This window comes from Georgenia sp. TF02-10 (assembly GCF_022759505.1).
In the GTDB taxonomy this organism is placed as follows: Bacteria; Actinomycetota; Actinomycetes; order Actinomycetales; family Actinomycetaceae; genus TF02-10.
Map to the genome: position 1 here is coordinate 3,385,744 of NZ_CP094289.1, position 23,831 is coordinate 3,409,574.

Annotated in this window: 19 protein-coding genes; 15 read left to right on the forward strand and 4 right to left on the reverse strand. The window is 71.0% G+C overall.

Translation table 11 applies throughout. From position 1 onward, the window contains the following. Positions 1 to 84: 84 nt before the first annotated feature. Positions 85 to 1,158 (reverse strand): SURF1 family protein, encoded by a 1,074-nt coding sequence (locus MF406_RS15365; protein ID WP_305852969.1) that lies wholly within the window; start codon positions 1,156 to 1,158, stop codon positions 85 to 87. Between the two features lie 191 nt (positions 1,159 to 1,349). Between MF406_RS15365 and MF406_RS15375 the strand changes: the two genes are divergently transcribed. The 3 genes from MF406_RS15375 to MF406_RS15385 are packed head-to-tail and all read left to right on the forward strand — an operon-like array spanning position 1,350 to position 7,161. Beyond that, complete coding sequence (locus MF406_RS15375; protein ID WP_242895472.1) at positions 1,350 to 3,839, forward strand: phosphoketolase; 2,490 nt, start codon at positions 1,350 to 1,352, stop codon at positions 3,837 to 3,839. Further along, positions 3,836 to 5,944, forward strand: coding sequence for a phosphate acetyltransferase (pta, locus tag MF406_RS15380; protein ID WP_242895473.1), 2,109 nt, complete (start codon positions 3,836 to 3,838; stop codon positions 5,942 to 5,944). Before MF406_RS15375 ends, pta begins: the two co-directional genes overlap by 4 nt. Beyond that, the gene (locus MF406_RS15385) at positions 5,941 to 7,161 is read left to right on the forward strand and encodes an acetate/propionate family kinase (RefSeq protein WP_242895475.1); all 1,221 of its coding nucleotides are present in this window, start codon (positions 5,941 to 5,943) and stop codon (positions 7,159 to 7,161) included. Before pta ends, MF406_RS15385 begins: the two co-directional genes overlap by 4 nt. Positions 7,162 to 7,252: 91 nt before the next feature. Here the strand turns inward: MF406_RS15385 and MF406_RS15390 are convergent, their stop codons facing one another. From MF406_RS15390 to MF406_RS15400, 3 genes are all read right to left on the reverse strand, one after another. After that, positions 7,253 to 8,659, reverse strand: coding sequence for an aspartate ammonia-lyase (locus MF406_RS15390; protein WP_256463903.1), 1,407 nt, complete (start codon positions 8,657 to 8,659; stop codon positions 7,253 to 7,255). Between the two features lie 144 nt (positions 8,660 to 8,803). Continuing rightward, positions 8,804 to 9,931 carry a GuaB3 family IMP dehydrogenase-related protein gene (locus tag MF406_RS15395; protein WP_242895477.1) on the reverse strand — a complete coding sequence of 376 codons (1,128 nt, stop codon included), beginning with the start codon at positions 9,929 to 9,931 and terminating at the stop codon, positions 8,804 to 8,806. A 198-nt stretch (positions 9,932 to 10,129) separates the two neighbouring features. Further along, complete coding sequence (locus MF406_RS15400) at positions 10,130 to 10,939, reverse strand: CoA pyrophosphatase (protein WP_242895479.1); 810 nt, start codon at positions 10,937 to 10,939, stop codon at positions 10,130 to 10,132. Between the two features lie 412 nt (positions 10,940 to 11,351). Here MF406_RS15400 and MF406_RS15405 point away from each other — a divergent pair, with 412 nt between their 5' ends. The 12 genes from MF406_RS15405 (at position 11,352) to MF406_RS15460 (ending at position 23,783) form a co-directional block, all read left to right on the forward strand. After that, entirely contained in the window at positions 11,352 to 12,671 is a 1,320-nt protein-coding gene (locus MF406_RS15405) for an ABC transporter substrate-binding protein (RefSeq protein ID WP_242895481.1), read from the forward strand. Between the two features lie 65 nt (positions 12,672 to 12,736). Continuing rightward, positions 12,737 to 13,681, forward strand: coding sequence for a carbohydrate ABC transporter permease (locus tag MF406_RS15410; protein ID WP_242895483.1), 945 nt, complete (start codon positions 12,737 to 12,739; stop codon positions 13,679 to 13,681). Further along, positions 13,678 to 14,568, forward strand: coding sequence for a carbohydrate ABC transporter permease (locus MF406_RS15415; protein WP_242895484.1), 891 nt, complete (start codon positions 13,678 to 13,680; stop codon positions 14,566 to 14,568). Before MF406_RS15410 ends, MF406_RS15415 begins: the two co-directional genes overlap by 4 nt. Further along, positions 14,565 to 15,572, forward strand: a complete 1,008-nt coding sequence (locus MF406_RS15420) for an aldo/keto reductase (protein ID WP_242895492.1) — start codon at positions 14,565 to 14,567, stop codon at positions 15,570 to 15,572. The genes MF406_RS15415 and MF406_RS15420 overlap by 4 nt, the downstream gene beginning before the upstream one ends. Next, the gene (locus MF406_RS15425; protein WP_242895494.1) at positions 15,566 to 16,762 is read left to right on the forward strand and encodes a mandelate racemase/muconate lactonizing enzyme family protein; all 1,197 of its coding nucleotides are present in this window, start codon (positions 15,566 to 15,568) and stop codon (positions 16,760 to 16,762) included. Before MF406_RS15420 ends, MF406_RS15425 begins: the two co-directional genes overlap by 7 nt. Then, positions 16,759 to 17,835: a Gfo/Idh/MocA family protein gene (locus MF406_RS15430; protein ID WP_242895496.1), complete on the forward strand. Its 1,077-nt coding sequence runs from the start codon at positions 16,759 to 16,761 to the stop codon at positions 17,833 to 17,835. Before MF406_RS15425 ends, MF406_RS15430 begins: the two co-directional genes overlap by 4 nt. Further along, positions 17,832 to 19,055, forward strand: a complete 1,224-nt coding sequence (gene rhmD, locus MF406_RS15435; RefSeq protein WP_242895498.1) for an L-rhamnonate dehydratase — start codon at positions 17,832 to 17,834, stop codon at positions 19,053 to 19,055. The genes MF406_RS15430 and rhmD overlap by 4 nt, the downstream gene beginning before the upstream one ends. 4 nt (positions 19,056 to 19,059) lie before the next feature. Continuing rightward, on the forward strand, positions 19,060 to 19,971 hold the full coding sequence (locus MF406_RS15440) for a dihydrodipicolinate synthase family protein (RefSeq protein ID WP_242895500.1): 912 nt from the start codon (positions 19,060 to 19,062) through the stop codon (positions 19,969 to 19,971). Beyond that, entirely contained in the window at positions 19,968 to 20,909 is a 942-nt protein-coding gene (locus MF406_RS15445; RefSeq protein ID WP_242895501.1) for an amidohydrolase, read from the forward strand. The genes MF406_RS15440 and MF406_RS15445 overlap by 4 nt, the downstream gene beginning before the upstream one ends. Next, on the forward strand, positions 20,906 to 21,679 hold the full coding sequence (locus MF406_RS15450; protein ID WP_256463904.1) for an IclR family transcriptional regulator: 774 nt from the start codon (positions 20,906 to 20,908) through the stop codon (positions 21,677 to 21,679). Before MF406_RS15445 ends, MF406_RS15450 begins: the two co-directional genes overlap by 4 nt. Before the next feature lie 205 nt (positions 21,680 to 21,884). After that, positions 21,885 to 22,877, forward strand: coding sequence for a zinc-binding dehydrogenase (locus MF406_RS15455; RefSeq protein ID WP_242895504.1), 993 nt, complete (start codon positions 21,885 to 21,887; stop codon positions 22,875 to 22,877). A 54-nt stretch (positions 22,878 to 22,931) separates the two neighbouring features. Further along, positions 22,932 to 23,783, forward strand: a complete 852-nt coding sequence (locus MF406_RS15460; RefSeq protein ID WP_242895506.1) for a fumarylacetoacetate hydrolase family protein — start codon at positions 22,932 to 22,934, stop codon at positions 23,781 to 23,783. The last annotated feature ends 48 nt before the right edge of the window (positions 23,784 to 23,831 follow it).

Sequence of the window (23,831 nt, forward strand, 5' to 3'; positions counted from 1 at the left end):
CGGTCCGGCGACTGCCGTCGACCGGCCCGCTCCGGCGACGGCGGGCGGCGCCAGGTCTGCTCTGGTGACGGCGGGCGGCGGGGCTCAGTCGAGCCCGGCCGCCGCCCGGTGCTCGGCGACGTCGTCGCGCAGCATCCGCCACCAGACGAACAGCGCGAACCCGGCGAAGACCACCCACTCCACGGCGTAGGCAAGGTTCTGCAGGTTCATCCCGGACTCCTGCGCCATGCCGGGGGCGGGGGCGTGCGGCAGCCCGGTGGGGCTGGTGCCGGGCCGCTCGCCGTCGGCGGCGAACTGCACCAGGTACCCGCCGAAGGTCGGCCCGCCCCACCGGTTCGCCAGCTCCCCGACGCTGACCGCGCCGACCATGCCGGCCGGCAGGTCGGTGCCCGGCGCAGCGGCCTCGGACACCCCCAGCCAGCCAATGAGCTCCTGCTCCCCGGCCGGGACCTGCAGGCGGGCCGCGGTGGCCGCGTCCGCCGGGGCGGCGGCGCCGCCGCTGGTGCTGACCGCCGCCGCCGGCAGCCAGCCGCGCAGCACCGGGAGCATGGCGCCGGCGTCCGGCCCGTCGGTCAGCCGCAGCGCGGTGACGACGAGGACGGCGTCCGTCCCGTCGACCTCCCGGCCCGGGACGAGCACCTGCTGGTCGGGCTGGAGCTCCCCGCGCACGGTCACCGGCACGCCGAGCTCCTCGGCGGTGAAGGAGGTCTGGGCGCGCAGCACCTCATCCAGCGGCACCGGCTCCGCGGCCAGGGTGGCCGCGAACGCGGCCTCCTCCGCCTCGGCGCCGCGCAGCGCCGCCCGGTCCAGCTGCCAGGCACCCAGGCGCACGCACACCAGCGCGGCGCCGAGGAGCACGACGAGCAGGACGAGCATCCGGGGGGTGCGGGCCACCGTCCAGTAGTCCCGGCGGGTGCCGGTGACCCGTGGCGTCCGGCCGGCCCGGTCCGCCGGGGCACGCTCCGCCGTCGCCGGGCCGGTCCGGTCCGCCTGGGCACGCTCCGTCGTCGCCAGGTCCGCCGCCGTCGCCGGGTCCGCGGCCGGCCGCCCGCCCGGGCCGTCCGGGCCGTGCTCCGCGGGCGGCTCGCCGGGACCGCCCGGCGCCCCGGCGGCAGCTGCGCGGTCGTCCACGCCCGAACCGGCCCGAGATAGGTCCACGGGCCCAGGCTACGTGCCCCCCGGTGTGCTGCGGGCGGTGTGCCCTCGCCCACGTGCCGGCCTTCCGCCGCCCGGCGGCGCCGCCCCCGGGCGCGGGCACCCCCCGGGTGGGGGAGACTGAGCGGCGACGGAACCAGGCCCTGACCGGCGGCGGCCCGCCCGGCGCCGCCCGGAGAACGGAGGAGATCCGGATGACGACGACCGCGTCCGCGCCGACCGCCGCGTGGCAGCACCGCCCCGCGGGGGCCGACCTCGACGAGGAGACCCTGCGGCGCGTCCACGCCTGGTGGCGCGCGGCGAACTACCTCTCGGTCGGGCAGATCTACCTGCTGGACAACCCGCTGCTGCGCCGCCCGCTCAGCCGGGACGACGTCAAGCCGCGCCTGCTCGGCCACTGGGGCACCACCCCCGGCCTGAACTTCCTCTACGCCCACATGAACCGGGTGATCCAGGAGCGCGAGCTCTCCGCGATGTACATCACCGGCCCCGGCCACGGCGGGCCCGGGCTGGTGGCCAACACCTACCTCGAGGGCACCTACACCGAGACCTACCCGAACATCAGCCAGGACGAGGACGGCCTGCGGCGGCTGTTCCGGCAGTTCTCCTTCCCCGGCGGCATCCCCTCCCACGTGGCGCCGGAGACCCCCGGCTCGATCCACGAGGGCGGCGAGCTCGGGTACGCCCTGTCCCACGCCTACGGCGCCGCGTTCGACAACCCGGACCTGCTGGTCTTCGCCGTCGTCGGCGACGGCGAGGCGGAGACCGGGCCGCTGGCCACCTCCTGGCACTCCAACAAGTTCGTCAACCCGGCCCGGGACGGCGTCGTGCTGCCGGTGCTGCACCTGAACGGGTACAAGATCGCCAACCCCACCGTGCTGGCCCGCATCTCCGACGAGGAGCTGACCGACCTCATGCGCGGGTACGGGCACACCCCGTACTTCTTCACCGGCGGGTTCGAGGACGAGGAGCCGGCCGCGTACCACCGCCGGTTCGCCGCGCTGCTGGACGAGGTGCTGGACGCGATCGCCGACATCAAGGCCCGGGCCGCCGAGGACCCGCAGATGGAGCGGTCGCTGTGGCCGATGATCGTCTTCCGCTCCCCCAAGGGCTGGACCGGCCCGAAGGAGATCGACGGCAAGCGCATGGAGGGCTCCTGGCGCGCCCACCAGGTGCCGCTGGCCTCCGCCCGGGACACCGACGAGCACCTGGCAGACCTGGAGCGGTGGCTGAAGAGCTACCGGGCCGAGGAGCTCTTCGACGACGGCGGCCGGCTGCGCCCGGAGGTCGCCGCCCTGGCCCCGGCCGGGCACCTGCGGATGGGCGCCAACCCGCACACCAACGGCGGGCTGCTGCTGAAGGACCTGCGGATGCCGGACTGGCGCGACTTCGCCGTCGACGTGCAGAAGCCGGGCGCCCCGATCACCGAGGCCACCCGGGTGCTCGGGGAGTTCCTGCGCGAGGTGATCCGGCTCAACCCGGACAACTTCCGCATCTTCGGCCCGGACGAGACGGCCTCGAACCGGCTGCAGGGGGTTTACGACGCCACCGACAAGCAGTGGAACGGCGAGTACCTGCCCACCGACGTCGACGACCACCTGGCCCGGGCCGGCCGGGTGATGGAGACCCTCAGCGAGCACCAGTGCGAGGGCTGGCTGGAGGGGTACCTGCTCACCGGCCGGCACGGGCTGCTGAACTCCTACGAGGCGTTCATCCACATCGTCGACTCGATGTTCAACCAGCACGCCAAGTGGCTGAAGGTCACCGACGACATCCCCTGGCGCCGGCCGATCGCGTCGCTGAACTACCTGCTGTCCTCGCACGTGTGGCGCCAGGACCACAACGGCTTCTCCCACCAGGACCCCGGGTTCATCGACCACGTGGTGAACAAGAAGGCCGACGTCATCCGGGTGTACCTGCCGGCGGACACCAACACCCTGCTGTCCACCTACGACCACGTGCTGCGCTCGCGGCAGTACGTCAACGTCGTCGTCGCCGGCAAGCAGCCCGCGCCGAACTTCCTCAACGTGGACGAGGCCGCGAAGCACTGCGCCCGCGGGCTGGGGATCTGGGAGTGGGCCGGCACCGAGGTGCCCGGCACCGAGCCGGACGTCGTGCTCGCCTGCGCCGGGGACGTGCCGACGCTGGAGACCCTGGCCGCGGCGGACCTGATCCGCCAGCACGTCCCGGACCTGAAGGTCCGGGTGGTCAACGTGGTGGACCTGATGCGGCTGCAGGACGAGAAGGAGCACCCGCACGGGCTCTCCGGCCGGGAGTTCGACACCATCTTCACCACCGACCGGCCGGTCATCTTCGCCTACCACGGCTACCCGTGGCTGATCCACCGCCTCACCTACCGCCGCACCGGGCACGCCAACCTGCACGTGCGCGGGTACAAGGAGGAGGGCACGACGACGACCCCGTTCGACATGGTCATGCTCAACGACCTCGACCGCTACCACCTGGTGATGGACGTCATCGACCGGGTGCCCGGGCTCGCCGCCCGGTACGCCGGGCTGCGCCAGCGGATGGCCGACGCCCGGCTGGAGGCGCGGGCCTACACCCGCACCTACGGCGAGGACATCCCGGCGGTGCGGGACTGGGTCTGGCCCGACGTCGGGGAGACGGCGACCGCGCAGGGCGGGCCGAACGCCACCCAGGCCACCGGCGGGGACAACGAGTGACCGCGCGCAGCATCTTCATCACCTCCCCCGAGGGGTACTCCGGCAAGTCGATCGTCGCCCTGGGGCTGCTGGACCTGCTCAACCGCCGGGTCGGCCGGGTCGGGGTGTTCCGGCCGGTCACCCGGTCGGTCACCGGCAAGGACGAGGTGGTCAACCTCCTGCTCCGGCACACCGGGGTGGACCTGCCCTACGACGCGTGCGTGGGGGTGACCTACGAGGCGGTGCACGCCGACCCGGAGGCCGCCCTGGCCACGATCGTGGAGCGCTACCGGGAGGTCGAGCGGGCCTGCGAGGTCGTCGTCGTCGTCGGCTCGGACTACACGGACGTCGCCGGGCCCACCGAGCTGGCGTTCAACGTCGCCGTCGCCGCCAACCTCGGCGCCCCCGTCCTGCTGGTCGTCAGCGGGAACGGGCGGACCCCGGCCGAGGTCCGCCAGGTGGCCGAGGTGGCCGCCGCCGAGATCGCCCAGGGCCACGCCACCACCGCCGGGGTGCTGGCCAACCGGTGCGACCCGGGCGCACTGGCGCAGGTCCGGCAGGCCCTGGAGCCGCTGGCGGTGCCGGTGTGGGCGCTGCCGGACGTCCCGCTGCTCTCCGCGCCCGTCGTCGCCGACATCATGGCCGCCCTGGACGGCGAGCTCGTCCTGGGCGACCCCGCGCTGCTCGACCGGGAGGCCGAGCACATGCTCGTCTCCGGGATGAGCACCGAGCACGTCCTGGAGCGGCTGCGCGACGGCCAACTGTGCATCGCCGCCGGGGACCGCCCGGAGGTGCTCATCACCCTGGCCACCGCGCACGCCGCCGAGGGGTTCCCGTCCCTGGCCGGCATCGTCCTGAACGGCGGGTACCGGCCCTCGGCGTCGGTGCTGCGGCTGGTCCAGGGGCTGGGGCAGCGGCTGCCGGTCATCCTCACCGCGCACAACACCTACGAGGCGGCCAGCATCGTGGCCGGCACCCGGGGCATGCTCGCCCGCGGCACCCGGCGCAAGATCGACCTCGCGCTCGGCACCTTCGAGCAGCACATCGACAGCCGGTCGATCCTGCGCGTCCTGGACGTCCCGCGCTCGCCGGTGGTCACCCCGCTGATGTTCGAGTCCACCCTGCTCGAGCGGGCCCGGGCCGGGCGGCGCCGCATCGTGCTGCCCGAGGGCGACGACGACCGGATCCTGCGGGCCGCCTCCAGCCTGCTCTCCCGGCAGGTCGCCGACCTGACCATCCTGGGCAGCCCCGCCCAGGTCCGCGCCCAGGCCGCCGAGCTCGGCCTGGACCTGGACGCGGCGAGCGTGATCGACCCGGAGGCCTCCGAGCTCCTGGCGCCCTTCGCCGAGGAGTACGCCCGGCTCCGGGCGCACAAGGGGATGACCCTGGACCGGGCCCGGGAGATCGTCCGGGACCCGTCCTACTTCGGCACCCTGATGGTCCACCTCGGCCACGCGGACGGGATGGTCTCCGGCGCCGCGCACACCACCGCGCACACCATCAAGCCGTCCTTCGAGATCATCAAGACCCGCCCGGGCACGTCCATCGTGTCCTCGGTGTTCTTGATGTGCCTGGCCGACCGGGTCCTGGTCTACGGGGACTGCGCGGTCAACCCCGACCCCACCGCCGAGCAGCTCGCCGACATCGCCATCTCCTCGGCGGAGACCGCCGCGCAGTTCGGGGTGGAGCCGCGGGTGGCGATGCTGTCCTACTCCACCGGCGAGTCCGGCTCGGGCGCGGACGTGGAGAAGGTCCGCCGGGCCACCGCCCTGGTGAAGGAGCGCCGCCCGGACCTGTCGGTGGAGGGCCCGATCCAGTACGACGCCGCGGTGGACGCCTCGGTCGCCCGGGCCAAGATGCCCGGCTCGGCGGTGGCCGGGCGGGCGACGGTCTTCGTCTTCCCCGACCTCAACACCGGCAACAACACCTACAAGGCGGTCCAGCGCTCCGCCGGCGCGGTCGCCATCGGGCCGGTGCTGCAGGGCCTGAACAAGCCGGTCAACGACCTCTCCCGGGGGGCGCTGGTCCAGGACATCGTCAACACCGTGGCCATCACCGCCGTCCAGGCGCAGGCCGAGCACGAGCGGGCCGCCCGGGCGGCCGCCCCCCAGGAGATCACTGCATGAGCACCGTCCTCGTCATCAACTCCGGCTCCTCCTCGATCAAGTACCAGCTCGTCGACCCCGGCGCCGGCACCGCCGTCGCCGTCGGCCTGATCGAGCGGATCGGGGAGAGCCAGTCGCACATCGTCCACCGCACCGACGGCCACACCGAGGAGCGGCGCCTGCCCATCGCCGACCACGGCGAGGGCCTGCGGCGGCTGCTGGCGATGTTCGACGCCGTCGGGCCGGACCTGACCGCGGCCGGGATCTGCGCCGTCGGGCACCGCGTGGTGATGGGCGGGCGGCACTACGACGGGCCGGTGGTGGTGGACCAGGAGGTGCTGGACCGGATCACCGAGCTGTGCCCGCTGGCGCCGCTGCACAACCCGGCCAACCTCAAGGGGATCCAGGTCGGCCTGGCCCTGCTGCCGGACGTGCCGCACGTGGCCGTGTTCGACACCGCCTTCTTCCGGAACCTGCCGGCCGCCGCGGCCACCTACGCCCTGGACCGGGAGGTCGCCGAGAAGTACGCGGTGCGCCGCTACGGCGCGCACGGCACCTCCCACCAGTACGTCTCGGCCAAGGCCGCCGAGGTGCTTGGCCGGGACCTGGCCGACCTGCGGCAGATCGTGCTGCACCTGGGCAACGGCGCCTCGGCGTCGGCGGTGGCCGGCGGGGCGGCGGTGGACACCTCGATGGGGTTCACGCCGCTGGAGGGCCTGGTGATGGGCACCCGCACCGGGGACATCGACCCCGCGGTGGCGTTCCACCTGGAGCGCAACGCCGGGATGAGCGTGGACGACATCGACACCCTGTTCAACAAGCGCTCCGGCCTGAAGGGCCTGACCGGGGAGAACGACCTGCGCCTGGTGCACAAGATGGTCGCCGACGGCGACGACGCCGCGCGGCTGGCGCTGGAGATCTACACCCGGCGGCTGCGCAAGTACATCGGCGGCTACGCCGCGGTCCTCGGCGGCCTGGACGCGCTGACCTTCACCGCCGGGGTCGGGGAGAACGACGCCACGGTCCGGGCCGGGGCGGTGGAGGGCCTGGAGTTCCTCGGCATCCGGATCGACCCGGACCGCAACACGGACAGGATCAAGGAGCCCACCGTCATCTCCCCCGACGGCGCCCCGGTGGCCGTGCTCGTGGTGCCCACCAACGAGGAGCTGGCGATCGCCCAGCAGGCCGCGTCGCTGGTGCCCGCGGAGGCCGGGGCCGGCCGGCCCGCGGCGGGCTGACCCGCGCGGCGGCCGGGCCCGACTGCCGCCGCGCCGCTGTCGGGCTCGGCCGCCGGGCTCGGCCTCCGGTCTCGGCGCCCCGCGGCCGGCCTCAGCCCCGCCGGGGGGCGGTCATCGACCGCACGTCCAGGGCGGCATCGAGCTGCTCCTCGGTGATCTCCCCGCGCTCCATGTAGCCGAGCTCGACGACGGCGGCGCGGACCGTGATGCCCCGCTCCACCGAGTGCTTGGCGATCTTCGCCGCGGCCTCGTAACCGATGATCCGGTTGAGCGGGGTGACGATGGACGGGGAGGACTCGGCGAGCTCGCGGCACCGCTCCTCGTTGGCCACCAACCCCTCCACGGTCTTGGTGGCCAGCACCCGGGCGACGTTGCCGACCAGCGTGATGGACTCCAGCAGGTTGCGGGCCAGCACCGGCAGGGTGACGAGCAGGTCGAAGTTACCCTGCGCGCCGGCGAAGGCGATCGCCGCGTCGTTGCCGACCACCTGGGCGGCCACCATGACGGTGGCCTCGGGCACCACCGGGTTGACCTTGCCGGGCATGATCGAGGACCCCGGCTGCAGGTCCGGCAGCCGCAGCTCGCCCAGCCCGGTCCGCGGGCCGGAGCCCATCCACCGCAGGTCGTTGGCGATCTTGGTCAGCGACACGGCGATGGTGCGCAGCGCCCCGGAGGTCTCCACCACCGAGTCCTGGGCGGCCTGGGCCTCGAAGTGGTTGCGGGCCTCCACCAGCGGCAGGCCGGTGTGCTCGGCGACGAGCGCGATCACCCGGGCGGCGAACCCGGGCGGGGTGTTGATGCCGGTGCCGACGGCGGTGCCGCCCAGCGGCAGCTCGGCCAGCCGGGGCAGCGCGGCCTGGACGCGGTCGATGCCGTACCGCACCTGCGTGGCGTACCCGGAGAACTCCTGCCCGAGCGTGATCGGGGTGGCGTCCATCAGGTGGGTGCGGCCCGCCTTGACCACGTCCCGCCACTCCTCGGCCTTGCGCTCCAGCGCGGCGGCCAGCACCTCCAGGCCCGGCAGCAGCTCCTCGACCACCGCCTGGGTGGCGGCGATGTGGATGGAGGAGGGGAAGACGTCGTTGGAGGACTGGGAGGCGTTGACGTCGTCGTTGGGGTGCACGGGGCGGCCCAGCCGGGTGCTGGCGAGGTTGGCGATCACCTCGTTGGCGTTCATGTTCGAGGAGGTGCCGGACCCGGTCTGGAACACGTCGATCGGGAAGTGGGCGTCGTGCCGGCCGTCGATGACCTCCTGCGCCGCGGCCGCGATCGCGTCCGCGACGTCCTGCTCGAGGACCCCGAGCTCGGCGTTGGCGATGGCGGCGGCCCGCTTGACCTGCCCGAGGGCGGCGATGTGGTGCGGGGAGAGGCCCCGGCCGGAGATCGGGAAGTTCTCGACGGCGCGCTGGGTCTGGGCGGACCAGAGGGCGTCCCGGGGGACCCGGACCTCCCCCATGGTGTCGTGCTCGATGCGGTAGTCCTCGGCCTGCTGCGTCACTGCTGCTCCACTCCTCGCCGTCGACATTCGCCACCATCCTCGTCACCAGGCCCCGGCCGGGCCAAATCACCGGCAGCCAGGGCCGCCGTCGTCCAGACCGGCACCGGCCGCCGTCGTACCGGGCAGCACCGGCCGCCGTCGGCCTCACCCCAGCGGGTCGTAGGGCGAGACGACGACCTCCACACGCTGGAACTCCTTGAGGTCGGAGTAGCCGGTGGTGGACATCGCCCGCCGGAGGGCCCCGACGAGGTTGAGGGTGCCGTCGGCCTGCTCGGCCGGGCCGTGCAGGATCTGCGCCAGGGTGCCGACGGTGCCGACCCGGACCCGCTCCCCGCGCGGCAGCACCGGGTGGTGCGCCTCCGAGCCCCAGTGCCAGCCGCGGCCGGGGGCCTCGCTGGCCCGGGCCAGGGCAGCACCGAGCATGACCGCGTCCGCGCCGCAGGCGACCGCTTTGACGAGGTCCCCGGAGCGGCCCACGCCGCCGTCGGCGATGACGTGCACGTACCGCCCGCCGGACTCGTCCAGGTAGTCCCGGCGGGCGGCGGCGACGTCGGCGACCGCGGAGGCCATCGGGGCGTGGATGCCCAGGGACCGGCGGGTGGTGTGCGCGGCGCCGCCGCCGAAGCCCACCAGCACCCCGGCCGCGCCGGTGCGCATCAGGTGCAGCGCCGCGGTGTAGGTGGCGGCGCCGCCGACGATCACCGGCACGTCGAGCTCGTAGATGAACCGCTTGAGGTTGAGCGGCTCGGCCTGGGAGGAGACGTGCTCGGCGGAGACCGTGGTCCCGCGGATGACGAACAGGTCCACCCCGGCGTCGATGACCGTGCGCCAGTGCTCCTGGGTGCGCTGCGGGGAGAGCTTGCCGGCCACCGTGACCCCGGCCGCGCGGACCTCGTGCAGCCGGTCGGCGATGAGGTCGGGCTTGATCGGCTCGGCGTAGATCTGCTGCATGCGGGCGGTGGCCCGCTCGGCGGGCAGGTCGACGATCTCCGCGAGCAGCGGCTCGGGGTCCGCGTACCGGGTCCACAGCCCCTCGAGGTCGAGAACGCCGATGCCGCCGAGGTTGCCCAGCGCGATGGCGGTCGCCGGGGACATGACGGAGTCCATCGGGGCGGCCAGCACCGGCAGGTCGACGTGGTAGGCGTCGATCTGCCAGCCGACGGAGACATCCTCGGGGTCACGGGTGCGGCGGGAGGGGACGACGGCGACGTCGTCGAAGCTGTAGGCCCGGCGGCCGCGCTTGCCCCGGCCGATGTCGATCTCGTTGGTCACGGCCCGAGGCTACCGCCCGCCCCTGACGGGGCTCGGACCCGTCCGGGTCACGGGGGCAGGACGGGTCCGTGCCTCAGCCGGCCAGGACCGGCCGGTACTCACGGGGCCGGGACCGGCCGGTACTCACGGGGCCGGGACCGGCCGGTACTCACGGGGCCAGGACCGGTCTGTGCCCACGGGGCCGGGACCAGGCTGCGCTCACGGGGCCAGGACCCGCTGGTGCACCGGGTCGAACCTGAACACCACCTCCTGGCTGGGGTCCCAGGGGCGGGTCCAGCCGAGCTCGGTGAAGACGTGGTCGAGGAGGTTGCCGGTGAAGCCCCACACCCACCCGGTCGGGATGCGGAAGCCGGCGCTCGTGCGGGAGAGGATCCGAACGCTGGCCCGCGCCGCGGGGTCGAGCAGGGCGGCGACGGCGACCCGGATGGTCTGCACCACCTCCCCCGGCTGGACGGCGGTGAGCGGGCCGACGTCGTCGGCCCAGCCGAGCACGGGGGTGACCAGGTTGCGGCTGACCGGCACGGCGGCGGGCGGGAGGGCGCCGAGGACCTCCACCCGGCCCGGGTCCAGCCCGGTCTCCTCCTGGGCCTCGCGCAGGGCGGCCGCCGCGGGGCCGGTGTCGCCGGGCTCGAGGCCGCCGCCGGGCAGGGCGATCTCCCCCGGGTGCTGGCGCAGGTGGACGCCGCGCTGGACGAGGAAGAGGTCGACGCCGGGGTCGGGGCCGGTGCCCGGGGTGAGCAGGATGAGCACGGCGGCGCGGCGGTAGGTGGCGGTGGTGGCCGCGTCGTCGCGGTGCAGGCCGCCGAGGGCGGCGACCGAGCCGGTCCGGGACCGGTCCGCCAGCGCCTGCAGGTCGGCGCGGGCGGGGTGGGTGGCGGGGTTGGTCCGGGCAGCCGGGTCGGGGGCCGCGGTCGCCGGGGCGGCAGGAGCGTCACGGGCGACGACGTCGGGGGCGCCGACGGCGGGGCGCCCCGGGCCCTGCCCGTCGGCACCTCGCTGCCCCACCACCCGGTCAGCCTAGCCAGGGCCACCGGGCGCCGAGCTCCGGGCTCCGGGCTCCCGGCTCCCGGCTCCGGGCTCCGGGCTCCGGGCCACCCTGTCACCGGGCCGCCCAGCTGCCGCGCCCTTCGCGACCTCAGGAGCCGAAGCTGGGCCTCCGAGACCGGATTCCCGACGACCAGGCGACCACCACCGGGCCCGGCAAGCCCAGAGCCGATCCGCCGTCCCTGCAGTGCACCATTCTCCGCGTACAGCAACCCAGGGTCGACTTCACATATCCGGACAGCACTCCGACAGGTTGAACTCCTCCCTTCGTTGGCGTTACAGTCCCGACTGCCAAGCGACCGTGCCGGGAGCCACACGCTCCGCAGCGGCCGTGATCGGAGCGGCTTCCAACACTGAACGGGATGTGAGAGGGACGATGAGGTACCTGCGGCGCAGCACTGCACTAGTCGCGTTCGGGGCTGGCGCATCACTTGCCCTAACGGCCTGCGGGTCATCGGGATCGTCAGCCGAAGGCATCGCGCTCGACGATGAGCAGACGATCAACGTATGGGGATGGTCGGGCGCTCCCGGCGCCGAGACGATGGCGGACGTCATCGCAGCGTTCGAGGACCAGCATCCCAACATCACGGTTGACTACAACGAGGTCGCGAATACCGACTACGCGAACCAGGCCACGCTCGGCCTGAGCTCCGAGCAGGACATCGACGTGATCGGGGTGTTCCCCAACGAATGGGCCTTGGACAACGAGGGATACCTAGTGCCAGTGGAGGAGTGGCCCGGTGTCGACGGCATCCTGGACAAGCTCCAGGACCAGGCGCTGACGCAGACCGAACGCCTCTTCAGCGACGGAGTACCGCGGTCCGTCCCTCTCTACGCCGGCGGTTCGGCCGTCGCGTACTACAACACGGACCTCTTGGCGCAGGCGGGACTTACGGAACCGCCGGCCACCTGGGACGACATGAAGCAGCTGGCCGAGGGTCTGGAGGAGTCGGGCTCGGACGCCATCACGGCGCTCATCCCGAGTGATCACTGGTTCCAGAGTGACGTCATCCAGAACTTGATCGGGCAGTACGACCCGACCTTCTGGAACACGCTCGTCTACGAGGACGGGCCCTGGGACACACAGGCGACCCGTGATGGCCTCAGTGACTACCGCGACGCGTTCGCCGAGGGGGCCCTCGACCCGGCCACGCTCGACGTGCAGAACGCCGATGCCAAGTCGCTCTTCGGACAGGGCGAGGCCGCCATGCTCCTGAGCGGGACGTGGGACGCGGGTCTGCTCCTTGAGTCGTACCGCGAGGCCAACGGCATCACGGCCTCCGACGTCGGCGTTGTCCCCCTGCCCGCGCAGGACGGCGATGCCTCCGGTATCCGCGCGTTCCTGGATGCCACCTTCGGTATCCCAAGCTACTCGCAAAACAAGGAAGCCGCAGCCAAGTTCATCGAGTTTGCCACCACCGGTGACGGCGTCGACGTCTGGGCACAGACTCTGGTCGGCATCCCGGTCCTCGAGGGTTGGTCCTTGCCGCAGGGCGTGCTGTCCTCCGAAGTCGCTGAGCAGGGCTACGCAACGATCCAGGAGCTGGTCGCGAACCCGCACAGTGACCGGTACGTGATGAGCAATTTCGAGAACCAGCAGGGCTCGTACGCCCTGCAGGTGGCCAGTGGCGACCTCAGCCCGGAAGAGGCTGCCGAGATGGGGCAGGCGGACCTGGAGAGCGGGAAGTACAACTGACGGCAACCGGGGGCCGCGCCGAACGGACGGCCCCCGGTCACCGGCACTCGGCGATGAGGACACGGATGACCATCCAGATGACGAGGCGTGAGACCAGCGCCGCCAACGCGAGTCCGCCGGCGAACCGACGGCGAGGCTACTCAGACATCAAGGCCGCTCTGTTGTTCCTCAGTCCGCTGGCGATCGTCTACGCCGTCTACTACGGCTACAGCCTGTTCTTTCTGTCGAAGACCAGCTTGACCAGGACCTCCATCTCGTTCTTCAACTCCGAGTGGGTGGGCTGGCAGAACTTCCAGACGCTCGTGACGGACGCGGTGTTCCTGCGCTCGATCGGCAACACCCTGTTCTTCGCGTCTCTGAGCGTGGTCGCCGCCCTCACGGTCGGCTACTTCATCGCGGCGGCGCTGGCCAGTGGCGTGCGCGCGAAGCGGTTCTTCTTCCTGATCTTCCTCGTGCCGACGCTGATGCCCACCTCGCTGGTGGCGACGCTCTTCGGCACCATGCTGCAAGAGCGCTACGGCCTGGTGAACACCATCCTCCGTGGCGTCGGCCTGGACTCCCTGGCCCAGCCGTGGCTCACCGACCCGGGGCTGGCGTTCGGCGTTGTCTCGATCATCTTCTGCTACCTAATCGGGTTACCGATCATGTACTTCACCGCGGATTTCTCCACGTTGCCGACCGACTCACTCGAGGCGGCACTCCTCGACGGAGCCGGCACGTTCCGGATCATGCGGTCGATCGTCTTCCCGATGATGCGGGCAACCCAGACCACGATCGTGCTGTCACTGCTCCTGGGTGCCTTCCGTGCACTCGAGGTCGTGCTCTTCTCCACCCAGGGTGGTCCCGGCCAGCGGACCGAGATCGTGGGCTCGTACATCTATGGCTTCGCAACGTCGTCCGGCCCGAGCATCGGCTTCGTGTCCGCCGCCTCGGTGCTGGTGCTGCTCGTCGCCTTCGCGATCTCGGTCGTGCAGATCGTCCTCACGCGCCCGGGAAGGAAGATCCGATGACCACGTCCGCCACCACAGTCCTGCCTGGTCCCCGGCGTCGCCGGCCCCGCCAGCGCGCTCTTGGCGACCCGCTACGGCTCGTCGTCACCAGCCGTGGGGACCGCGTCGCGATCTATGTGCTGCTGGGCTTCATGGCCATCCTCTTCGCGTTCCCGCTTTACGCGGCGGTCGACAAGTCGCTCGAGGTCGGCGGGTGGCGGAACTACGTCAGCCTGCTCACCGACCCGATCGGGTCGGTGCCGATCTGGCAGACGTACCTCAATTCCCTCGCGATCGGGGTCCTGCATGCCGTCCTCGTCCTGGTGGTGGCGACGACGGCGGGTTACGCATTCTCCCGACTGCGATTCCGGGGCCGTGAGGTCGGGTTCTCTCTTGTGCTGCTTTTCCTAGCGGTCCCGGGTGCGGCGATCATCGTGCCGGTCTACCGAATCACCCAGGAGCTCGGCCTCTTCAACAACTACCTCGGGGTCGCGTTGCCGGAAGCGGCGTTGACCATCCCATTCGGCGTTCTGCTGCTGCGCAACCACGGCCGCAACATGCCCGGTTCGCTGTTCGAGGCCGCTGCTATCGACGGAGCTAGTCACTGGCGAGTGTTCCGCAGCATCTTCCTGCCGATGGCTCGGCCGGCGCTCGTCAACCTCACAGTGCTGTGCTTCGTGTGGTCCTTGCAGGACTTCCTGTGGCCGTCCTTCGTCTTTACCGACCCGAGCATGGCCTCCGCCGCTCAGGCAGTGCAGACGTTCTCCAGCGCTCTCGGGCAGGGGCCAGCGGACATCGCCAAGTACAACGCGAGCTTGGTCCTGCTCGGGTTGCCGGCGGTTGCGTTCGTGCTCTTCGGCCTGCGGTTCATCGTCGATGGGCTGACCAGCGGGGCGGTCAAGGAATGACCGCAACAGAGCGGCCACACGCGGCCGCGGCCCGGCTGGGGCGCAGTCCTGTCGCCGTCTCACGCCTCTCGCTGGGCACCGCACCGCTCGCCGGCCTGTACCAGAGCGTGAGTGAGGCCGAGGCGATTGGGACAGTGGAGCGCGCACTCGAACTGGGCGTCACGTACCTCGACACCGCTCCGCTCTACGGGGCCGGGAACGCCGAACGGCGTCTCGGGCGCGCGCTGCGTGGGGTGCCCCGTGACCGCTACGTGGTGTCGACCAAGGTCGGGCGACTGCTCCGGCCGGTGGAGGATGCCGGTGCGTCGATGTTCGCGAACGGTGACCGGCGCCGGGCTGACGTGTTCGACTTCTCTGCCTCCGCCGTGCGCCAGGGGCTGGAGGAAAGCCTGTCCCGGCTCGGGTTGGACAGCGTCGATGTGGTCTACATCCATGATCCCGACGACGCCGTCGACCAGGCCATCCACGAGACCTACCCGGCACTCGCCGAGCTCCGCACGGCCGGCGTGATCGGCGCCATCGGCGTGGGGATGAACGAGCCCGGTGTCCCGGCCCGGTTTATCCAGGAGACGGACGTCGACGTCGTGCTGGTCGCGGGGCGGTACAGCCTGCTGGAGCGCGACGCCGCTGTCGAGCTGCTGCCCGCTGCCGTGGAGCGCGGCGTGTCTGTCGTCGCGGCGGGCGTCCTAAACTCCGGCATCCTCGCCGATCCCCGGCCCGGGGCTCGGTTCAACTACCTGCCCGCAGCAGCAGACCGCATCGCACGCGCCCAGCGCCTGCAGGACGTCTGCGCGCAATTCGGCGTGCCCCTCACCGCCGCCGCCCTGCAGTTCCCCGCCCGGCATCCCGCGATCAGTTCCGTCCTGGTCGGGTGCCGTAGTGGCCACGAGGTGGCGGACGACGTCGAGCTCTTCGACACCCCTATCGGGCCCGCGTGCTGGGCTGCGCTGGAGGCCGCGTGCCTCGCGCCCGCCGAGGCGCAGGAGGGGATTGCCTCATGGTGACCACGATCGAGTCCTGTGAGCTACTGCTGCTCAGCGCCCGGTACCGCCCGGAGGAAGTCTGGGGATGGCCGGGCGGCGTCTACCGCGGCTGGACCTCCGCCTTCGTTCGCCTGACCGGAGCCGACGGCACGATCGGGCACGGCGAGATCGGCGACGGCCTGAACACGCCCGACCTGGTGCCGCCGCTGCTCCATCGGGCAGCACAGATGGTCGTCGGTCTGCCGGCCGAGCCGCGGGCGGTGCTGCAGGCGCTCACGCGGGGGGCGCCCGGATGGGGGCACGGGGGGCTCTTCTCCAGCGTAGTCGCCGGTATCGAGATGGCCACCTTCGACCTGCTCGGCCGTTCTCTCGGCACTCCGGCGAGCGTCCTGCTGGGTGGCCCTGTGCGGACCGAACTGCCGGTGTACGCCAGTGGCGGCCTCGACCCGTGCCCGGATGCGGTGCGTGCCGAGGTGCGCCGTCACGTGAGTGACGGTTTCCGCGCGGTCAAGATCCGCATCGGTTACGGCACCCAGACCGACGTGCGTCGTGTTGCGGCGGCGCGCGAGGAGCTAGGCCCGGACGCGGACCTGATGCTCGACCTGGGTGCGAGCTACCTTCCCGAACCTCCCGACCTGCGCACAGTCGTGACTTTGGCCCGAGCGCTCGAGCCCTACTCCCCGTACTGGCTCGAGGACCCGCTGCCACGGACCGACGTCACAGGACATGCCCGGCTCCGCGGCGATATCGACATGCGGGTTGCCACGGGGGAGAACGAGCGAACCCCTGACCACGTGCAGCGGTTGCTCGACGCCGAGGCCGTGGATGTGATCCAGACCGATGCCGTGTACGTCGGCGGCATCTTGCGTCAGATGGAGCTGGCCGCCCTGGTGGAATCCGCCGGTGCCCGGCTCGCCCCGCACACCTGGTGCAGCGGGCCGGGCGTGATGGCTAACGCCACCGTCGTTGCATGCGCACCGGCCGGTCTCTACGTCGAGCTGCCACGCGTGCCGAACGCACTGCGCGAGCGCACTCTTGCGCAAGCCCTCCGGTTGACAGATGGCCGGATGCAGTTACCGGACCTCCCGGGTCTCGGCATCCAGCTCGACGACGAGCTGGCCACGTGGGCCTTCGATCCGGACGCGGGCCCCCGGCTGCACAACGCGCGGGACGCCTCGAGTGCCTCGCTCGGACCGGAGGCGGCGCGATGAGCGTCAAGGTGGCCGTGGTCGGCGCCGGGTGGTGGAGCGGCACGGTGCACCTGCCGGCGATTGTGGATCACCCCGACGCGGAGCTTGTCGCCGTGTGCGACGCCGACGGCGAGCGCGCCCGCACGGCCGCCGAGATGTTCGGCGCCGCCCGGTGGGTGACGGACGTGGCCGCTCTTCCTGGCCTGGGTGTGGACTGCGCCATCGTCGCTACACCTCATGACGCACACCATCAACCGACAGTGCAGTTGCTGGACGCAGGCGTCGACGTGCTGGTGGAGAAGCCGATGGCCATCCACCCTGCGGAAGCATGGGGCATGGTGGCTGCCGCCGAGCGCAGCGGTGCCAGACTGCACGTCGGCTACCCCTTCCTCCACTCGCACCAGGCGGCCGAGCTGCGCCGGGTTGTCCGCGACGGCGACATCGGAACACCCGTACTGCTGAACGCGCTGTTCGCGACCGCAGTCCAGGGCTTCTACCGCGGGGATCTCTCGGTACAGCGGCAGTCCGGTGCACCGTTCTCCTCGCGCGCGGAGACCTACGCCTCAGCCTCTCGCGGCGGTGGGCAGCTACTGACCCAGGCCACGCATGCCGTGGCGCTCGCGCTGTGGTGCTTGGAGGATGATGTGCGCACCGTCACCGGACTGACCGCCGTCGGCCCGGCCACCGAGGTCGACGTCGTCGACGCCCTGACCGCGCGCACAGCCTCTGGCACTCTGTTGACGGTCTCCAGCACGGGTACCGTGCATCACAACGACGAGCGGGTCGAGCGGTACAGCCTGTTTGGCACCGTGGGTCACGCCTTTCTCGACACGGCTGCCAATACCGTTGTGTTGCACCGTCCAGGTCGAGGCGGCCAGGTCCTGGCCGACGCCTCGCATGGACCCGCCAACGCGGTGCACGCGCCACTGGATGCCCTCCTGGCCGGGCGGTCCGGCGGAGTCGCTCCCGTCGTCGGTGGTGAGCTGGGCGCCCGGGTGGTGGAGACCCAGTGGGCGGCCCGTGAGTCCGCGGCCACCGGTGGTGCGGTCGGACCCGAAGACTGGGTCGAATCAACACAGGAGTGGCCGCGATGAGGATTACCGCGGTACGTGCTTACGTGCGAGCCGACCACGAGGACACACGCACCCCACCTCAGCCCGCCCCGCCGCTCGGCGCAGCGAGTGCCGCCACGCCGTGGCAGCAGCGGCCGATCGCCTCGCCACTTTCCGTCCATCCCGGGCACGAGGTGCGGACCATCGGAGGTCCCGCCTGGGCGGGCGACGTCGTCGTCGAGGTCGAATCGGATGAGGGCTCGTTCGGTATCGGGGTGAGTGTGGGTGGCCGCGCCGGCTGCTGGGTGGTCGAGGACCACCTCGCTCCCCTTCTCGTGGGCGAGCCGGTGGACGACATCACTCGCCTGTGGGACCTCATGTGGCGGGCTACGCAGTTCTACGGCCGCAAGGGGCTGGTGCTCCACGCCATCTCGGCGGTGGACCTCGCCCTGTGGGACCTGCTTGGACGGTCCCGCGGGGAGTCAGTGATGCGTCTCGTCGGTGGCCCGGTCCGCGACGAGGTGACCTTCTATGCCACCACTCCCGACGCAGGCGCAGCGCGCCGACTAGGGTTCATAGGCTGCAAACTGCCACTGCCGTATGGTCCGGCGGCGGGACGAGCCGGTTTCGATGCGAACGTCGGGCTCTTCGCAGAGGCGCGCGACGCAGTAGGGGACGACCTGTTCCTGGCCTACGACTGCTGGATGGCCCTTGACGTCGATACGGCCGTGCGGCTCGCCGACGCCCTGGCTCCCTACCGCCCCTCATGGCTGGAGGAGTGTCTGCTTCCCGACGATCTGGACGGGCTCCGCGCGCTGCGCAGCCAAGTCCGGCCGGAGATCATGCTGGCCGGGGGAGAGCACGAGGCGACGCGGTGGGGGTTCCGCGCCCTGGTGGACGCAGCCGGTCTGGGGATGCTGCAGCCTGACCCGACCTGGTGCGGCGGCCTTTCTGAACTGCTCCAGATTGCCGAGGTCGCACGGTCGGCGGACCTTCCCATCGTCTGCCACGGATCGGGACCCTACGGGTTGCACGCCAGCGCGGCTCTGGAGGGCATCCCGATGGCCGAGTGCATCATCGGCTCAGGCCGGGGTGACACCGTTACGCCATTCTTCGGCGACCTCTTCCTCAGCGAGCCGCTGCCGCACGACGGCACCCTGCAGGTCGACGAGCTCGATCGGCCCGGATTCGGTGTCGAGCTCAACCCGGCCGTCACGCTCGTGCGTCCCACCTGCGGCGACCAACCCCGAAAGGACCGATGATCCGGTGTCCCCCCGTACTCACCCGATCGAGGGTGTCATTCCGATCCTCGTCACACCCTTCCGCCCGGACGGCGCGATCGACCACGACGGTGTGCTCGCCGAGGTCGACCACCTGCTCGGTACGGGCATTACGTGGGTCGGGCTCGGCTTTGGCAGCGAGGTGGACACCATGTCCGAGCAGGAGGTCGGGGAGTTGACTGCGAGCGTCCGGGAGGCTCTCGGCGATCGCGGTTCCCTGATCGGGAACGTCGAGATGGCCGAGCACCACGCCGAAACCTGCCGACGGATTCAGGCCATGGTGCAGGCCGGGGCCGATGCCGTACTCCTGCGCCCCATCCGGTTGGACGACGCTTCTGAGGGCCGACAGTTCGAGATGATCTCCGCCGCAGCCCGGGACTGCACCATTGACGTCGTCGTGCAGGATGCCCCGCAGCACAACGGCGTCGATCTGACACCAGCGACCCTCGCGCGCCTGCTCACCGAGGTAGCCGGGGTGGCGGCCGTCAAGGTGGAGCCGGCGGCGGCTGCGGTCAAGATCGGGCAGGTACGCGCTGCGCTCGCGGGCGCTCCGGGCTCGATCATCGGCGGCCGCGGCGGCAGTGACCTGGTGCACGAGCTCCTGCGTGGCGGCACCGGGACGATGCCCGGAGCAGCCTTCCCGGAACTGTTCGGGCAGGTACTGGCTGGGGTCGCGTCTGGTGACGTCGAGGCCGCGCTGCAGAGCTGGGCTCGCCTGCTGCCTTTCGCCGCGGTGGGCAACCGTGACTTCACGACCTTCCTCTGGTTGAACAAGCACGTCCTGGTGCGGCAAGGCGTGCTCCAGCGCACCGATGTGCGCCACCACGGACCCGTGGATGCGGAGCTGCGTCGCGAGGTGGACCGCCTCCTCGACGTCTTCGGTGGAGGTGTGGCATGAGACGGCCCGCCCAGGTGAGCCCGGACCTGTTGCCTCGACGGGTGGTCGATGCCCACCACCACCTGTGGAACCTCGAGACCGGGCGCTACCCGTGGCTGCAGGGTCCCCGCCAGGACAAGGAGGACACAACCGGCATCGGGCCGTTCCAACACAACTACCTCCCGGCGGACCTGCTGGCCGACGTCGGGCCAGTCCCGCTGGTGTCCTCGGTCCACGTGGAAGCAGCGTGGGACGCAGACAGCGCGACCGAGGAGACCAGGTGGCTGGCAGCCGTAGCTCACCAGCACGGCTTCCCCCAGGCAATCGTCGCCGGCATACAGCTTGAACGACCCGACGCGGCGGACCTCCTGGAGCAACACCTGGCCGCGGCACCGGTTCGAGGGGTGCGCCAGATGCTCGACTGGGATCCTCGGCCCGGCGCGACGGTGCAGCCCCCGCGTCTGATGGAGGATCCTGCATGGCTGCACGGGCTCTCGCTCCTGGCACCGCGTGGTCTCTCCTTCGACCTGCAGGTCCTCCCACAGCAGCTTGCTCAGGCAGCGGACGTGGCGGCTCGCTTCCCCGAGACCGCGTTTGTGCTCAATCACGGTGGCTACCACGCGCAACGCGATGACGAGACAGAGCGGGCCTGGCGGGCGGGCATCGCCCGCCTCGCCCTGCTGCCGAACGTCACGGTGAAGTCCTCCGGATACGACGCGGTGGACCCCACCTGGGAACCCGCCGCATTCCGTGACTATCTCCGCGCACTCGTCGAGGAGTTCGGGCCGTCGCGCGTCATGTTCGCCAGCAACTTCCCCATCGACCGGCGAACGATCGGATACGCCGATCTCGTTGCCATGTGCGCCTGGGCGCTGGACGATCTCTCGGAGGATGAGCTGGACGCCTACTTCGCCCGGAATGCAGCCCGAACCTATCGAATCAGAGGTCTACAACAATGATCCCGGCTCCCCGCGGGGGCGGCACCGTCAAGTCGGCAGACCGTCTCATGTCGCTCTTCGAGTACCTGGCCAAGGTGAGGTCCGCCACGTTCGCGGACGTCGTGCGCGACCTTGAACTACCCAGTTCCTCGGCGTACGAGCTGCTGTCCACCGCCCTACGTCGGCGGTTCGTCGCGTTCAACGAAACCACGCGCGAGTACCGCCTTGGCATTCGGCTGTGGGAGCTCGCCCAGGCGAGCACGGGGGAAGTCCCGTTGGCCGAGCTAGCACAACCTCTGATGGAGCAGCTCACAGCACGGACCGAGGAGACGGTACAGCTGGCCCAGCTGGACGGTCTGGACAACATCTACCTGGCGATCAGTGAATCCCCGCACCCGATGAAGCTCGTGTCCTCGGTGGGCAGCCGGCTCCCCGCCCACACGACGGGACTGGGCAAGACACTGCTGGCCGGCCTCTCCGATGACGAGCTCCGCCGGCGGCTCGAGGGAGTTGCGCTCGAAGCGATGACCGACAACACGATCACCGACACCGAGGAGCTGCTCCGCGAGGTGCAGCGGATCCGACAGAACGGCTACGGCGAGGATCGCGAGGAGTATGTGATCGGCTGCCGGTGCATCGCCATCCCGGTGCGCGCTAAGGACGGCAGCACCCTGGCTGCCATGTCCGTCTCTGCGCCCACCCCACGACTCACGCCGAGGATCGAGCGCGCAATCCATGAGGAGCTCGCCCGGACGGTCACTGAGCTGCAGGAGGTGCTGAACGACCTCTGACCCGTGTTCGTACGTCGCGGCGCCGGTGGATCGGTACGCGCGACCGAGGCGGAGGCGGCCCCTCCGCCGATCTTCATGTTCACCTTCGCCGGACGTGTCGACGAAGGTCGTCACCCCCGCTGGCGAAGTACCGGGGGCAACTCAGCACCCAGACGGGAGTCAAATCATGCGTGCACTGGTCCTGGAGGACTTCGGACGGATCGCCGTGCAGGAGCGGGACGACCCGCATCGGCCCGAGCGCGGTGAGGTCGGCGTGCGCATCTCCTACACCGGCATCTGCGGGTCGGACATCCACGGATACACCGGCGACAACGGGCGCCGCGCCGCTGGACAGGTGATGGGCCACGAGACGGTGGGCCGCGTCTACGCCGTGGGCGAAGGTGTTTCCGACGTCGCCATAGGGCAGATCGTCACCTTCAACCCGCTCATCTCCTGCGGCCAATGCGAGGCCTGCCGCTCAGGCGTCGAGCAGCACTGCGCGGACAGCGTGGTCATCGGGGTACAGGCGCACACGATCGCCGCATTCGCGGAGAAGGTCGTCGTACCCGCCGCCAACGTCGTCGGGCTGGACCGGGTGTCCGATGAGCGGCACGGCGCGCTAGTGGAACCGTTGGCGGTCGCGCTGCATGCCGCCCGCCGTGCCGGTGTCAAGAAGGGCGACACCGTGCTCGTCACCGGTGGAGGACCGATCGGCCAGTCCGCGATCCTGGCGGCACAGCGGATGGGGGCCGCTCGAGTCGTGGCCACCGACATCTCCCGAGCGCGCCGGGAGCTTTGCCAGAAGCTCCACGCCGAGGTCATCGACCCCGCAGCAGCCCCCACCGCCGACCAGGTGCGGGCGCTCCTGGGTGGCCCGGTGGACGTAACTCTGGACGCCGTCGGTGTCTCCGCGACCCTGGCCGATGCCCTCAGCTCCACCCGCCTGGGTGGGACGGTCGGACTGGTCGGCATGGGATCGCCAGAGGTCACTCTCCCGGCGTATGCCATCAGCACACAGGAGCGAACGATCGTGGGCAGCTTCTGCTACGACGCGCAGACGTTCCGGGATGCCGGCGCCTGGGTCGGCGAAGGACACGGTGTCTTCGACGAGCTGATCAGCGACGTCGTCTCGCTCGGTGAGGCGGACGCCACCTTCGCGCACCTCGCCGGTGCCGCTGACGTCCCCGGCAAAGTCCTCGTCGAGCTGAAGCAGCCCTGATCGCCCTCGCCCCGGTGAAGTTCTACCCGTACGTCCACTAGCAAGGAGATCAACGTGGAGTTGCTCAGACTCGGCCCCGTGGGCCAGGAGAAGCCCGCTGTGCGCAGTGGCGGGACGATCTACGACCTGTCCTCGCTGACGGCGGACATCGACGGCACCTTCCTCGCCGCTGACGCCTCCGCCCGGGTCCGCGCGGCGCTCAAGGGAGGCGACCTCCCTGAGCTTGCCGGCGCCGACACCCTGCGCGTCGGCCCGCCGATCGCTCGATCCCAGGCGGTGTTGTGCATCGGCCAGAACTATGCCGCCCACGCGGCGGAGTCGGGGAGCGCACCGCCGGAGGTGCCGATCCTCTTCTTCAAGCACCCCAACACCGTCATCGGCGCGTTCGATGATGTCCGGATTCCGCCTGGCGCCGAGAAAGTCGACTGGGAGGTCGAGCTTGCCGTGGTCATCGGTAAGGAGGCCAGCTACTTGTCCTCGCCGGAAGAGTCCTTCGCACACATCGCCGGCCTGGCGGTGAGTAATGACGTCTCCGAGCGCGCTTACCAGCTGGACCACTCTGGCGGCCAGTGGTCCAAGGGGAAATGCTGCGCCACCTTCAACCCACTCGGGCCGGCGCTGGTACCCCTAGAGGACGTCACCGACATCCACGACCTGCGTCTGTGGTCCACGGTCAACGGAGAACCGCGCCAGAACTCCACCACGGCCGACATGATTTTCGACGTCGCGTACCTGGTGTGGCACCTCTCCCAGTATCTCGTGCTCTCACCCGGCGACATCATCAACACCGGCACTCCGCAAGGTGTCGCCCTGTCCGGGAGGTTTCCCTACCTACAACCAGGGGACGAGATGGAGATTGGCATCGATGGTCTGGGCGCACAACGCCAAAAAGTGATAAGCGCTTGAGATCGTCCGCCAAGGCGCCCGAGTCCGCGACTGGCCGGTGATGAAGGA

What these genes read in the sequence shown, in the direction of transcription:
- MF406_RS15375 (WP_242895472.1), top strand. Translation starts at nt 1,350, where the DNA reads ATGACGACGACCGCGTCCGCGCCGACCGCCGCGTGGCAGCACCGCCCC.
- MF406_RS15385 (WP_242895475.1), top strand. Translation starts at nt 5,941, where the DNA reads ATGAGCACCGTCCTCGTCATCAACTCCGGCTCCTCCTCGATCAAGTAC.
- MF406_RS15405 (WP_242895481.1), top strand. Translation starts at nt 11,352, where the DNA reads ATGAGGTACCTGCGGCGCAGCACTGCACTAGTCGCGTTCGGGGCTGGC.
- MF406_RS15410 (WP_242895483.1), top strand. Translation starts at nt 12,737, where the DNA reads ATGACCATCCAGATGACGAGGCGTGAGACCAGCGCCGCCAACGCGAGT.
- MF406_RS15415 (WP_242895484.1), top strand. Translation starts at nt 13,678, where the DNA reads ATGACCACGTCCGCCACCACAGTCCTGCCTGGTCCCCGGCGTCGCCGG.
- MF406_RS15420 (WP_242895492.1), top strand. Translation starts at nt 14,565, where the DNA reads ATGACCGCAACAGAGCGGCCACACGCGGCCGCGGCCCGGCTGGGGCGC.
- MF406_RS15425 (WP_242895494.1), top strand. Translation starts at nt 15,566, where the DNA reads ATGGTGACCACGATCGAGTCCTGTGAGCTACTGCTGCTCAGCGCCCGG.
- MF406_RS15430 (WP_242895496.1), top strand. Translation starts at nt 16,759, where the DNA reads ATGAGCGTCAAGGTGGCCGTGGTCGGCGCCGGGTGGTGGAGCGGCACG.
- rhmD (WP_242895498.1), top strand. Translation starts at nt 17,832, where the DNA reads ATGAGGATTACCGCGGTACGTGCTTACGTGCGAGCCGACCACGAGGAC.
- MF406_RS15445 (WP_242895501.1), top strand. Translation starts at nt 19,968, where the DNA reads ATGAGACGGCCCGCCCAGGTGAGCCCGGACCTGTTGCCTCGACGGGTG.
- MF406_RS15450 (WP_256463904.1), top strand. Translation starts at nt 20,906, where the DNA reads ATGATCCCGGCTCCCCGCGGGGGCGGCACCGTCAAGTCGGCAGACCGT.